Consider the following 12662-nt stretch of genomic DNA (forward strand, 5'->3'; position numbering starts at 1 on the left):
AAAATGCCGCTCTAACGAGCGGCATTTGTCTTTCCCCACACAGTTCCTTATCTCGAAACACTCCCTGTAATAGACTGTGATGTCTGCGGCGCTGGCCCGGCAAAGAAAATGCCGTTAGCATTGCCGCCCAGAAATAATAAATAAAATTTGATTTGTGTACGTTTTAGCCAAGTGGCAATAAAAAGGCTCAGAAGAGAACAAACCGAATACCATGACTAGTGAAACCCTGGCTTTAAGCCGTGTAGCGGCAATCTCACGGTTGAAGTCCCATTTTGATCAACATAAGTGGTCCCTGAGAGAGCTGTTTGCAACGGATCCCCAAAGGACAGATAAGTTCAGCTCAGACGCAGCCGGAATCTATCTGGATTACAGTAAAAACCACTTGCGTGAAGACACCCTTAAGTTGCTGTTGGAATATGCAGAAGAGCAGGGTCTGAACAACCAAATTACTGCGCTGGTGAACGGGGCCATTGTCAACAATACCGAACACCGCCCTGCCCTACACACCGCACTGCGATTTCAGGGGCAACCGAAAACTGAACAAGAGCGCGCGGTAAAAGATTGCCGCGAGCAAATGAAACAGTTTGCCGAATCGGTGCACAACCATAGCTGGCGCAGCTTCTCAGATAAGCCGATCCGCCATATTGTGAATATCGGTATCGGTGGCTCCGACCTGGGTCCGCGCATGGCGGTAGAGGCCCTCAGTCCTTGGTACAAAGACTCTATCGATGTGCACTTTGTATCAAATATCGATGGCGCAGACCTCAGTGATACCCTGGCTGGTATCGATGCGGAAGAAACCCTTTTTGTGATTGCTTCCAAGTCCTTTTCTACCTTGGAAACCCGTGAAAATGCGCTGTCTGCACGTCGCTGGATATTGTCTGCCGGTTGCGATGAGTCACAGTTGGCCAAACACTTTGTTGCGGTGAGCAGTAATATTACTGCTGCTCAGGATTTCGGAATTGCTCCTGAGAATATTTTCCCAATGTGGGATTGGGTGGGTGGTCGCTACTCACTCTGGTCTGCAATCGGCCTGCCCATAGTTCTCGCTTGTGGCTATGAAGTTTTTGAACAGCTTCTGCAAGGCGCCAATGCAATGGACCAGCACTTCGCCACTGCTCCACTGGAATCCAATCTACCCGTACTGATGGCGTTGACCCAGTTCTGGTACCGCCAGTGCTGGAATACGACAAGCCACGTCGTGCTGCCCTACGCGCAGCGCCTGGCCCGATTCCCTGCCTGGTTACAGCAGCTGGATATGGAGAGCCTGGGTAAAAGTGTCGACAAGGACGGGCAGGCGCTGGGCTACCCCAGCGGCAGCGTTATCTGGGGCAGTGAAGGTACAAACGGCCAACACTCTTTCCACCAATTATTGCACCAGGGAACCGACCTTATTCCAGCAGACTTTATCGCGGTCAAGGAACCGACGTCTGAACTTCTTGAACAGCACCGCTGGCTGCAGGCCTGTTGTATTAGCCAGAGCCAGGCGCTACTGCGAGGCAAAAGCCTGCATGAGGCCCGCCAGGAGCTGGAAGAAGCTGGTCACACTCATCGTGAGGCCCACGCCCTGGCCCCACATAAAGTGATCCCTGGTAATCGCTCCAGCAACACCCTGATCCTGGAAAAGTTAGATCCTTTCCACCTGGGCTCGCTCCTGGCACTGTACGAGCACAAGGTCTACGTTGGCGGCTGCCTGCTGGGGATCAACCCCTTTGATCAGTGGGGCGTCGAATTGGGTAAGCAGCTAAGTTCAAAAATTCATAAGGCTGCCAAGGGTGAAATTCCTCAGGATGACTGGGATAGTTCAACCCGCAGCCTGATGAAAAAGCTGCTCTAAACTCTACAAAAAAGGCCGCACTAATTAGTGCGGCCTTTTTTGATCTTTGTTAAGGGCATCATTAACTGGATGCAGAGCCCCGCTTCAGCATTGGCTCAATTAGATCCAGTGGCAACGGAAATACAATTGTAGAGCTGTTATTTGCGCCGGCAATATCAATCATGGTTTGCATATAGCGCAAAGTAATTGCGTTGGCATTTTGTGATAATTGATTTGCTGCTTCAGTCAGCTTTAAAGCCGCCTGCGCCTCCCCTTCTGCATGTATAACTTTAGCCCGCCGCGCGCGCTCCGCCTCTGCCTGCTGTGCGATAGCCCGCACCATACTTTCATCAAGATCGATATGTTTAATCTCTACATTAGTAACTTTTACACCCCAGGCATCTGTTTGCTCATCGAGTATTTTTTGGATATCCACATTAAGTTTGTCTCGCTCACATAGCATCTCATCCAGCTCGTGCTTACCCAGCACCGAACGCAATGTAGTTTGGGCTAACTGGCTTACAGCCTCGTGATAAAATTCCACATTAATAATTGCAGACTGTGGATTAATTACCCGGTAATAAACCACTGCATTAACTTTAACTGAGACATTATCCCTGCTGATAACATCTTGGGTGGGTACATCCATCACCACAGTGCGCAGATCCACACGCTCCATAGTTTGGATAATGGGAATGATAATGATCAGTCCTGGCCCTTTCACTGTTTGAAAACGCCCCAGGAAAAATACCACCGCGCGCTCATACTCCCGCAAAATACGAATGGCATACATCAGTAGCAGTATGAGTGCGACTACCAGTATCCCAAAAAAATAACTGAGCATCATTGGACTCTCCTTAATCCCACCTTAACTGTTGAGCGCTGTCATTAGCTCAATTGATTGCCCTACCTATTCCACCTCTACCCGTAAAACCATACCGTGTTGGGCCACTACTCTAACTTTCTGCCCCACCTTCAGAGGCTGGTTACAGGTCGCCTGCCAAATCTCTCCATCGAGATGCACCAAGATCTCTGCGTCTTTAACTTCGCTTACCACCGCAGAGCGTCCCACAAAAGCCTGGTCTGCCGGGACTTTCGGCTGGCGTAAACTGCGTCCAACAGCGGTTAGTAGCATCAATAAAAAGACACCACTTACACCGGCAATAGCCCCAATCAGCTGTTTGGAAACCTGCATTCCCGGCACATCACTATCAATGAGCATTACAGAGCCAATCACCAGTGCAATAATTCCGCCGATCCCCAAGGCGCCGAAACTCGGCATGAAAACCTCTGCCACAATCAGCAATGCGCCAACAATAATTAATGCAAGACCTGCGTAATTAATCGGTAAAACTTGCAAGGCATAAAATGCCAGCAACAGGCAGATAACACCAACAATCCCGGGAACAAAAGCACCGGGGCTATAGCCCTCAAAAATAAGCCCGTAAATACCCACCAATAACAAAATATAGGCCACTTGAGGATTGGTAATCAGGGCCAGCAACTCATTGCGCCAATCCGGCTCGTAACTTTCACTTTGCAACTCGGCAATATTTTCCGGAATCGTATAATCACCGGTATCGAGCAATACTTTTCGACCGGCAACCTGGCGCAATAAATCGTCATCATTATCCGCAACAATATCGATAACATTCATTTTTAACGCTTCCGGAGCTGTCAGGGTCGCTGCTTCGCGTACAGCTTTTTCCGCCCAGTCTGCATTGCGCCCATGGCGCTGTGCCAACCCTCGGATAAACGCGACAGAGTCATTAACGACTTTGCGCTCCATGGCTGTTCCCGCAAGCGGTTTTTCTTTTTCCCCATCCTCACCATCTTCCTCGTTCTCTTTTTTCTCTTCCTCCTGCTTTCCCCCCGGCATAGGAGTGCCCTGAGGTCCGCCAATCTGCACTGGCGTGGCCGCTCCCAAGGTGGTAGCAGGAGCCATAGCGGCGATCTGGCTGGCATAGAGAATATAAGTCCCCGCACTGGCGGCGCGCGCGCCGGAGGGGTAAACGTAGGTGGCAATAGGGATAGGAGACGCAAGGATATGCTGGATAATATCCCGTGAGGCCGCATCCAACCCCCAGGAGTATCCAGGTGCAGAATCACGAACTCTGCGCCCTGGTCCACAGCCTCCTGCGTAGCCCGCTTGAAATAATCAGTCGTCGCGGGACCTATGGCGCCATCAATTTTGAGTATGGCTACATGGGGAAAGGGCCCTTCTTGGGCGGCACTTTTGCACACAAAAAGGCTGAGCAGCAGCGCCAGGGAAACCAGGCTGCGAAAGAACAAAACGGGCGAATTCTGCTTCGACATGCATCCATCCCTGATGCGACATCTGGCTCAACGCTAATATTTGGATATTGAGTGCCACAGCGGAATAGCAAAATCACTTTAGCATTCACGACACCCTAGACCGGAAACAAAAAACCTCGGCTAATTCCATCAGATTAACAGAATTAGCCGGGGCCTTGTTTATTTCCACCGGGATTTACGCCCAGTTGAGTAGCTTTATACCCGATTGCGTCGGCTATACCAGTTCACATCGCGGGAATATTTATCTACCTGATCCTCAACACCCAGCAACATGGCAAACAGAGCCATACGCACCAGTAAGCCATTGTCGGTCTGGCGGAAAATCGCCAGGCTCGGATGTTCATTCAGATCGGTATCCAATTCATTCGCCTCTGCCCGTGAATCCCGTGGCAAGGGGTGCATGATTACCGTGTTAGGCTCTGCGTGGCGGGTAAAAATAGCCTTATTCAGGCGGAAGCGCCCACGGTAGCGGTTGGCCTCTTCCTGAGAGGCAAAACGCTCTTCCTGGATACGGGTGGAGTAAACAATATCCACATGGGAGATAGAGGATTCCAGCTGATCGGTAACCGTCACCTCGTGCCCCGCCCCGCGCAGCATCTCCACAATCATTTCCGGCATCGCCAGTTCCGGTGGAGAAACCAGGGTAATCTGCACCTTGCCAAACAAACACAGCAGTTTGCACAGGGAGTGCACCGTGCGGCCGTGCTTGAGGTCGCCGATCATGGCGATACGAAAATCATCCAGGGTGCGGCCGTGCGCAGCCAGTTCCTTGCGAATGGTGTAGAGGTCCAACAGTGCCTGGGTGGGGTGTTCATTGGCGCCGTCGCCGCCGTTGACCACCGGCACACGACTCGCTTCAGCAAACTCAGCCACCGACCCTTCTTTTGGGTGGCGCATACAAATCACGTCGCTATAGCCCGATAGCACTCGGGCGGTGTCGTAAAGGGATTCGCCCTTTGCCATAGCGCTGGCAGTAATTCCTACCGTTTCACGTACAGTACCGCCCAACAGATTAAAGGCGGCTCCAAAACTCAGGCGAGTACGGGTGCTCGGCTCCATAAACATATTGCCGAGAATCGCCCCTTCCAATACACGCGTTACCTTTTCACGCTGTGCATAGGGGGTCATGGCGTCAGCTACATCAAATACGCGCTCTATGTCGGCGCGCTCAAATTGGCTGACCGACAGTATATTGGCTCCGATAAAGTCCATGGTTACTCCAGTGGTTGCGCCTTGTGGGCGCCGGGTATTCGCGAGCGGCATTCTACTCGGGCACCAGGAAAGAGCCCAGAGGAAGAACGGCCGCTGACGTGATTCGACACATTAGGCGAGTAAGCTATCGCCCCAGTTCTCCAGCTCTGTAATCAGGGAAATGCGCTCCGGGTGCTGCACCCGCAGCTCAGACAGCTGGCGGAAGTAATCTTCCAGGGTGATTGAGGCCCCGGCAGTAGCGTCAGTTAAGCGCTGGAAACACCAGATCTGCCAGCGCTGGTGCTCTTCTTCAGACAGGGTCTCGGGGAAATTGCGCGCCCGCATACGGAATAGCAGCTCGGGTAGGCGCTTATCGGTGAAAGGCACTTCACCCGCCAAAGCTTCCGGACCTCGGGCCGCCAGTCCACGGTGCAGTTCACGGCAGATATCGCGGTCAGAGTCATTGAGGAATCCACCGTAAAGGTCCGCTTCCACATCTCTCTCAGGGAATTCCCGATCCAGGAATACGTTGTGCAGCTTTTCCGTCAAATCGATATCTTTGAGCTTCTGCCAGTTCGCCTCACAGGTTGTGCGATCGATACCCAGCTCTGCGGCGCGCTTGTCATCCAGCATATTTGCGGGCGCCAATACCGGGCACTTGTTCAAATGCACCAGTTTCAGCCCTACCGGCAACTCACCCTCACCCAGCTTGTCGCGAGAGGTGTACAGGCGCTCTCGCAGAGTGTCTGCATCCAGGCTCAGTAATGGCTCGGGGTCCATCGCCAGGTTGGCAACAATAACCGCATTGCGGTTAACCGGGTGACTGGCCAAGGGCATCACATAGGTCAAGTGACCATGGTTAGCAGAGACCTTGCCGGAAATATGCAATAGCGGACGGCGCTCGCGCATATCGATCATCTTGGCGGCCTCCTGCTTGCGGCGCAGGCGGAACACATAATCGTACAGCTTTGGGTGCTGTTTGCGGATCAGCCTCGCCATATCAATGGTGGCGTGCACATCCGACAGCGCATCGTGGGCGCCCTCGTGGGAGATCCCATTGGCAGCGGTCAATTCTTCGAGGCGGAAGGACGGCGCACCGTCCTCACGGGTGGGCCACTGGATTCCCTCTGGGCGCAGGGCGTAGGTGAGGCGCACCATGTCAATAATGTCCCAACGGCTGTTGCCGGAGCGCCATTCCCGCTCATAGGGATCGAGCAGATTGCGATAAAGGGTGTAGCGAGTTACCTCGTCATCAAAACGCAAACTGTTGTAGCCCACCCCACAGGTGCCCGGCGCACCCAGTTCGGCGAGGATGCGCTGGATAAACTCTATTTCCGGCACTCCATTGGCCAGGGCTTTCTGCGGGCTAATGCCAGTCACCAGGCTCGCCATCGGCTGTGGCAGGCAATCCACTGAAGGGCGACAGTAAATCATCAATGGCTCGCCGACGATATTCAGTTCTTCGTCGGTCCTGATACCGGCAAACTGCGCCGGCTTGTCGGCACCCGGGTCTGTACCCCAGGTTTCATAATCGTGCCAATAAAGTGTGGTAGAACTCACGGTACCTCCATAATTTGGCGGCATCATACCACCGAGAACCTCTTCGTCTGGACACCCAAGTCGAGATTTAGGCCACTCCGGACCAACTCCTTTGCCAACGCTGGTTGCAAAGCCGCCACCGCCCATTAAAATTCGGCGTTTCCACGAATTTAAGACAGCACTTCACTCTATGAATATTCGCCAGCTCCTCACCGACAAATTCCAGGCCGCCATGCTCGCCGCCGGTATCCCCGAAGAATGCGGCCCGATTGTGGCACCTGCGAAGAAAGCCGGGTTTGGCGACTACCAGGCCAATGGCGCTATGGGCGCTGCCAAGCGTATGGGCACCAACCCGCGCGAACTGGCTGGCAAGATCCTTGAGCAGCTGGATAAGGGCGGTATGATCGAAAAGGTCGAGATCGCTGGCCCTGGCTTCTTAAACATCCACCTGAGTGAACAGTGGCTGAGCCAGCAACTATTGGCCGCCCAAGGCGATAAGCGCCTGAATATCGCCTCGGTTGAAGAGCCCAAGACCGTAGTCATCGACTATTCCCACCCCAACCTGGCCAAGGAAATGCACGTAGGCCACCTGCGCACCACCATTATCGGTGATGCCCTGGCACGACTGTTGGAGTTCCAAGGTCACAAAGTAGTTCGCCAAAATCATATGGGCGACTGGGGCACCCAATTCGGCATGTTGCTGGCACACCTTTCCGACAAGCTGGCAGACAGTGATGCAGAAGTGGCACTGGCCGATCTGGAAGTCTTCTACCGCGAAGCCAAGGTTCGCTTTGATGACGAAGAAGGCTTTGCCGATCGCGCCCGTGAATACGTTGTAAAACTGCAAGGCGGAGATGAGCAGTGCCTGAAACTATGGAAGCAGTTTATTGATATCTCTATCAGCCACTGCGAAGAAATCTACTCCAAGCTGAATGTCACCCTCAAACAGGAAGACGTTTACGCTGAAAGCCAGTACAACGATGATCTGCCGGTGCTGGTAAAAGAGCTGTTGGATAATGGAATCGCTGTTGAAGACCAGGGCGCGATCGTTGTTTTCCTGGAAGAGATGGCCGATAAGGAAGGCAACCCCAGCCCGATGATTATCCAGAAGAAAGGCGGCGGCTACCTGTATGCCACCACCGACCTGGCCGCTATCCGCTACCGTGCCAACCAACTCAGTGCCGACCGTATCCTATATGTTGTTGATGCTCGCCAATCCCTGCACCTACAACAGGCCTTTGTCGCCTCACGCAAAGCGAGCTTCCTGCCGGAGTCGGTTTCTCTAGAGCATTGCGCTTTTGGCACTATGATGGGCGATGACGGTAAGCCATTTAAAACCCGCACCGGCGGCACCGTAAAACTGGCAGCCCTCCTGGATGAAGCAGTAGAGCGTGCAGAGAAGCTGGTGGCTGAGAAAAACCCAGAGCTGGATGCAAAAACCTGTGCAGAAATCGCGCGCAAGGTGGGCATCGGCGCGGTGAAATATGCGGACCTAAGTAAGACCCGCACTAACGATTACATCTTCAGCTGGGAATCCATGCTGAGCTTTGAGGGCAATACCGCCCCCTACCTGCAGTATGCTTACACCCGCGTACGCAGTATTTTCCGCAAAGCCGGTATTGAGCCGAACGAGCTCAAGGGCGATATCCAACTGGAAAGCCCACAGGAACGCGCCCTGGCAATTAAACTAAGCCAATTTGGCGAAGTACTGGACCAGGTAGCCAAAGATACCTTCCCGCACGTACTCTGCACCTACTTGTACGAACTGGCCAGCGCCTATATGAGCTTCTACGAAGCCTGCCCAGTATTGAAAGAAGGCGTAAGTGAACAGCAGAAGCACAGCCGCCTGCAATTATGTAATCTAGTGGCCAGCACTATCGCTACTGGCCTCGATCTGCTTGGCATTGAAGTGATGGAGCAGATGTAAATTGCTCCAGCCCGGTATCACCTTCTGTAACTTTTCAGATAGGCAAACCGGGCAGCACCCGGGTAGGCGGCCTTCAGTTGTGGCCTACCCAACCATCCTGCACCATCTTTTATCCCACTCAGGCCACACGTTTCCCGCCAGCCTGACAAAAGGAAATCACCCGTGAAAATACTGATTACCGGCGCCTCCGGCCTATTGGGGCGCAGTGTATTTAAACAGCTTTCCAGCAATCCGATTTTTTCTGTTACCGGTACCGCCTTTTCCCGCGCGGGAGATAATTTAATTCGCCTGGACTTGTCCGATAGCGAAGCAGTGAAGACCTGCCTGCAACAGGTTAATCCCGATATTGTCATTCACTGCGCCGCCGAGCGCTGGCCTGATCGCTGCGCCGACAGCCCCGACACCGCCTGGCAGCTCAATGTCAGCAGCACGGAATTCCTGGCGAAATACTGTAACGAAAATGATACACAATTAGTGTATATCAGCACCGACTATGTTTTTGATGGCAGCACTCCGCCCTACAAAGCTGATGACAATCCCAACCCGGTTAACTTCTATGGCCGCAGTAAATTGGCAGGGGAAGAGGCGGTACTGAATAACGGAAGTCACTGGGTATTGAGGTTGCCCTGGTTATTCGGGCCCGTTGCCTATCTGGAGGAATCCGGTATCACCGCCCTACTGGATACTTTGCGCAAGCAAAAGCCAGTCACGCTGGATCACTGGGCTATTCGTTTTCCCACCAGTGTGGAGGAAGTGGCCGAAGTATTGGAGCAATGCCTACTAAAAATCCGTAGAGGCATCAATTTTGAAGGCATTTACCAGTGGAGTGGCGATACGGCCTGCACACGCTACGAACTCGCACACATTATTGCCAAGGCTTGTAACCTAAATGCCGAACACCTGAGCGCTGAAAGTGAACCCAATTTTACAGTGCCACGCCCTTACAATTGCCAGCTGGATAAATCAAAACTGACAGATATGGGAATTAACGGTAGTGAACCCCTGGAGCAACAGCTATTACGAAATTTAAAGCCATTTATTGAAGGCTGATTTAAACAGCTTTCAGACAAAGCGCTACAGGGAAGTATCGCTGCCGGCCATGTTCCGGCTCACACCTGTGTAATACCGTTAACTCATACAACAAACGGTGCTACAAGGTGGCAATCGAGTAGATCAGGGAGGAGCTATTGGATTGCCGAGTAAAACCACTCGAATATTTAGGGAAGGATAAATGAAATTAAAACACTGGTTCTCTGTAGGAGCTCTGGTACTGGGCAGCCTAACCACATTGGCTTCTTGCAATGCGGATAGCGGACCTCACAGCAAGAAACCACACCAGGCCATCAAGATCGAGAACGCCCAACCCATTATCTGGATTGGCGACTTCAATAACTTTGACGATGCCGTAGCACTGATGCTAATCGCCAAAGACCCACGCTATACCCTGGAGCTGGCTGTCGTTGAGGACTCTTTCAATACCGTAGCGCACGGGGCCAACACTGTTTACAACATCCTCGAATGGCTGGGAAATAATGATACCCAGGTTATTCGCGGAGCCTATTTTGCCACAGAAGAAGTCGCCTACGGCGCAAACGGCAAAGCTTCAGTATCTCCGGTAAATGACGATAAGGCCGTTCTCGGCAGAGAAGACTATCAACTACCCAACTCCTCCGATTTCTCCACCGGTACCTGGAACCTGGAGCGCCGCAACGCCATGGGTATCAATCTCTACGGCCAGTATGTACCCGGCCCCTGGCGTGACAACGGCTCTACCTTATATGGAACTGACCACTTAATCCCGCGCGCAAAACAGGAGCACTACCGCTACCAAGGTAACAACGGTGTCTCCTTCAGCTTTGAGCTAGCCGAAGACATTATCCTGGATACGATGGATAACCTGGAGCAACGCCCAGTAGTTTTCAATACCGGCAAACTCACCACCCTGGCCCGGGTACTTGGCAAAGCCAACGAAGAGCAGCTGGCTAAAATTGACCGCGTTATTATGATGGGTGGTGGCTTTGAGAATTATGAGCCGTTTACCGAGAATCACGAAGCAGCCTGCTTTGGCGATAAATCTAGAAATCTGGGCGGCAATATTTTCTCCCACCCCAGCTTCGGCTGTGACAGCGACTTCAGTACCCATCAGGAATTCAATATTCTGCTCGACCCACTGAGCGCACAATGGGCCTTCGACGCCCTGAGTAAAAATAGTATTGAAACCTATCTGGTTCCGACCAACTCAACCGATATGGCCAAAGTACAGGGCAGCACCATCGAAGCCCTCGCAGAGCGCCGCGCAACTCCGGAAGCCTGCTACACCTCCCAACTCCTCAGTTCCATTCGTGAATTTGAGGGTGGGGATTTCCAGGGTAATGGTGACTTCGCCATGGATGCCGTTATTCGCCTCTGGGATATTATCGCTGCGATGGTACTACTGGAACCTGAAACCCTGGAAATGGAATTAGTGCCCGGCTATATCACCGTCGATCAACTAGATGCAGGCCTAGCCGACAGCACAACTCCCTATGATCCGATTACCTTTGACCCAACAGTGGGAAAGACTACTTTTGCTGAGGCCGGTGAGGGCTTGGCAGTAAATGTCGTTATGGGTATAAACCACGATGCTGCGCGCTCAGCAATGATTGAACGCTTGCGTGATCGTTTTAATGCGGCGCGGAAGGGGCCCAGATGCATGAATAAATTAGACTAACTACTACTACGACTAGCAAAAGGGGACCTCTTAAATCATTTCTTCCGAAATTGAAATATAAGAAGGTTCTCTTTTTAAAAAATATCGACAAACACACAAGCTTACAATAACTTAATTCAACGAACTTATATTGATATCGGGTATTGAATATCTCCCTCATACGCCCCTCAACATATAATCAAACAATTTCTCTTAAATCCTTATACATATCGTTGGAACTAGCTCTATATCTCTATCTTTGAGTATCTGATTACGCTCAATTTGAGCATATATTATATCGCTGACACTCCCTATGCCATCGAGATAGAAAACCGTTTATACAGCGCCAAGACTTCATTACCGAACAACCCAAAATACATACCCCAAAAATCTTGACTTTATTCCACACAGAAACGACTGCAAACCTTATTTAAAGTAAATATTTCATATATTTAGAAAAACACCAACAAAACAAGATCAATTTTCTTAATCAGCATTACCAAGCTACACAACCAGCGCGTTCATAAAAGTAAAACCAACCAAAACAATTCTTAGCCACACCCACTTAAGAGTCCTAAAAATCAGAACACCAAAACCTCACCCAAAAACAATGTAAAAACATCCAACATACCGATAATCACTTCAATCCTACAAACTTAAAACCCGAGAAAAAACGAATTACCCGCACATTTTCGAACTTAAAAAACCACACACCAAAAACGCCTACTCGCCCCAACAAAACCCTTACCAAATAAATAATCGCCAGAAAATCCAATATAAATATTGCAAGCACCTTTTTGTTGATGCACAAAATTATTTTTGATAACGTCCCTGCGCAGTATTGTAGTGACAGATAATCATGGAAGTTGGCACTATGAAAAATGCACATTATTCCAATAACTTAGCCACATTTATTACCCCACCTTTATTTCAATATTGGCAGGCGGTGTATAAGCAATTTCAATCCAAACAATACACATCCCACCAACCCACTCATTATAAGCCAACCGTAAAAAGTCATTTTTCACGGCTGAAAATTCTCGGCCCTCATTATGCGATATTAATTTACTTGCTCGATCCAGCCTTCTCAAAAGATCTGATTTATTAGCTTGAACATCTAAAAGCAACCACCCAGCCAAGGCGCCACGCAGTTAAAGAACAAATAACAAAATTGTCATATTTGC

The 12662-nt window shown here is 51.0% G+C and carries 10 protein-coding genes; 5 read left to right on the forward strand and 5 right to left on the reverse strand.

Annotation, left to right across the window (positions count from 1 at the left end; genetic code table 11):
* The first annotated feature begins 211 nt into the window (after positions 1–211).
* Complete coding sequence (pgi, locus tag P0078_RS09150; RefSeq protein WP_282934092.1) at positions 212–1837, forward strand: glucose-6-phosphate isomerase; 1626 nt, start codon at positions 212–214, stop codon at positions 1835–1837.
* Positions 1838–1898: 61 nt separating this feature from the next.
* Here the strand turns inward: pgi and P0078_RS09155 are convergent, their stop codons facing one another.
* Both P0078_RS09155 and P0078_RS09160 read right to left on the reverse strand, forming a co-directional pair.
* A complete protein-coding gene (locus P0078_RS09155) occupies positions 1899–2663 on the reverse strand; it encodes a slipin family protein (protein ID WP_282934093.1) in 765 nt (254 codons plus the stop codon).
* A gap of 63 nt (positions 2664–2726) precedes the next feature.
* Positions 2727–3896: an NfeD family protein gene (locus tag P0078_RS09160; protein WP_282934094.1), complete on the reverse strand. Its 1170-nt coding sequence runs from the start codon at positions 3894–3896 to the stop codon at positions 2727–2729.
* A 17-nt stretch (positions 3897–3913) separates the two neighbouring features.
* Between P0078_RS09160 and P0078_RS09165 the strand changes: the two genes are divergently transcribed.
* Complete coding sequence (locus P0078_RS09165; protein ID WP_282934095.1) at positions 3914–4183, forward strand: hypothetical protein; 270 nt, start codon at positions 3914–3916, stop codon at positions 4181–4183.
* 144 nt (positions 4184–4327) lie between these two features.
* Here P0078_RS09165 and P0078_RS09170 read toward each other — a convergent pair whose 3' ends face one another.
* Complete coding sequence (locus tag P0078_RS09170) at positions 4328–5344, reverse strand: aspartate carbamoyltransferase (protein ID WP_282934096.1); 1017 nt, start codon at positions 5342–5344, stop codon at positions 4328–4330.
* 111 nt (positions 5345–5455) lie between these two features.
* Positions 5456–6907 carry an exodeoxyribonuclease I gene (gene sbcB / locus P0078_RS09175; protein ID WP_282934576.1) on the reverse strand — a complete coding sequence of 484 codons (1452 nt, stop codon included), beginning with the start codon at positions 6905–6907 and terminating at the stop codon, positions 5456–5458.
* A 145-nt stretch (positions 6908–7052) separates the two neighbouring features.
* On the opposite strand from sbcB, the gene argS reads away from it, so the two are divergent.
* The 3 genes from argS (at position 7053) to P0078_RS09190 (ending at position 11499) form a co-directional block, all read left to right on the forward strand.
* Positions 7053–8789: an arginine--tRNA ligase gene (gene argS / locus P0078_RS09180; RefSeq protein WP_282934097.1), complete on the forward strand. Its 1737-nt coding sequence runs from the start codon at positions 7053–7055 to the stop codon at positions 8787–8789.
* A gap of 162 nt (positions 8790–8951) precedes the next feature.
* Positions 8952–9839 carry a dTDP-4-dehydrorhamnose reductase family protein gene (locus P0078_RS09185; RefSeq protein ID WP_282934098.1) on the forward strand — a complete coding sequence of 296 codons (888 nt, stop codon included), beginning with the start codon at positions 8952–8954 and terminating at the stop codon, positions 9837–9839.
* Positions 9840–10020: 181 nt separating this feature from the next.
* Positions 10021–11499: a nucleoside hydrolase gene (locus P0078_RS09190; RefSeq protein WP_282934099.1), complete on the forward strand. Its 1479-nt coding sequence runs from the start codon at positions 10021–10023 to the stop codon at positions 11497–11499.
* Positions 11500–12392: 893 nt separating this feature from the next.
* Here P0078_RS09190 and P0078_RS09195 read toward each other — a convergent pair.
* Complete coding sequence (locus P0078_RS09195) at positions 12393–12605, reverse strand: hypothetical protein (RefSeq protein WP_282934100.1); 213 nt, start codon at positions 12603–12605, stop codon at positions 12393–12395.
* Positions 12606–12662 lie beyond the last annotated feature (57 nt).

It is taken from the genome of Microbulbifer sp. VAAF005, assembly GCF_030012985.1.
Lineage (GTDB): Bacteria > Pseudomonadota > Gammaproteobacteria > Pseudomonadales > Cellvibrionaceae > Microbulbifer.

Excerpts from the sequence above, each read along its gene's own strand:
- pgi (WP_282934092.1), top strand. The coding sequence starts at position 212 with ATGACTAGTGAAACCCTGGCTTTAAGCCGTGTAGCGGCAATCTCACGG.
- argS (WP_282934097.1), top strand. The coding sequence starts at position 7,053 with ATGAATATTCGCCAGCTCCTCACCGACAAATTCCAGGCCGCCATGCTC.
- P0078_RS09190 (WP_282934099.1), top strand. The coding sequence starts at position 10,021 with ATGAAATTAAAACACTGGTTCTCTGTAGGAGCTCTGGTACTGGGCAGC.
- P0078_RS09170 (WP_282934096.1), bottom strand. The coding sequence starts at position 5,344 with ATGGACTTTATCGGAGCCAATATACTGTCGGTCAGCCAATTTGAGCGC.
- sbcB (WP_282934576.1), bottom strand. The coding sequence starts at position 6,907 with ATGCCGCCAAATTATGGAGGTACCGTGAGTTCTACCACACTTTATTGG.
- P0078_RS09155 (WP_282934093.1), bottom strand. The coding sequence starts at position 2,663 with ATGATGCTCAGTTATTTTTTTGGGATACTGGTAGTCGCACTCATACTG.